Below are 272 nucleotides of genomic sequence, written 5' to 3' on the forward strand. Positions count from 1 at the left end.
CACACCGGCGATCAGGTACAGCTTGTCCTGGGTCGGGATGAAGCCCGGCGGCACCACCATGAAGATGAAACCGGTGGCGACCAGCAGCACCGCATACACCAGGAAAACGGCGCCACGACGACCCAGGATCGTCGACACGCCGCGCTCGTACTTCTCCGAGCTGGACTTGAAGAAGCGGTTGAACGGACGGAATACCCAGCCGACCAGGCGGTCGATGATGCGGGTCGGCGCATCCTTGGCCGCATCGTGCGGCTTGAGCAGGCGCGCGGCCA

The 272-nt window shown here is 64.7% G+C and carries 1 protein-coding gene; it reads right to left on the bottom strand.

All coding sequences use genetic code 11. The features are described from left to right. A partial coding sequence (locus ACQG3P_RS19770) for an efflux RND transporter permease subunit (RefSeq protein WP_426805992.1) occupies positions 1–272 on the bottom strand: 272 nt, incomplete at both ends.

Source organism: Stenotrophomonas sp. SrG (genome assembly GCF_050031795.1).
GTDB lineage: Bacteria > Pseudomonadota > Gammaproteobacteria > Xanthomonadales > Xanthomonadaceae > Stenotrophomonas > Stenotrophomonas rhizophila_A.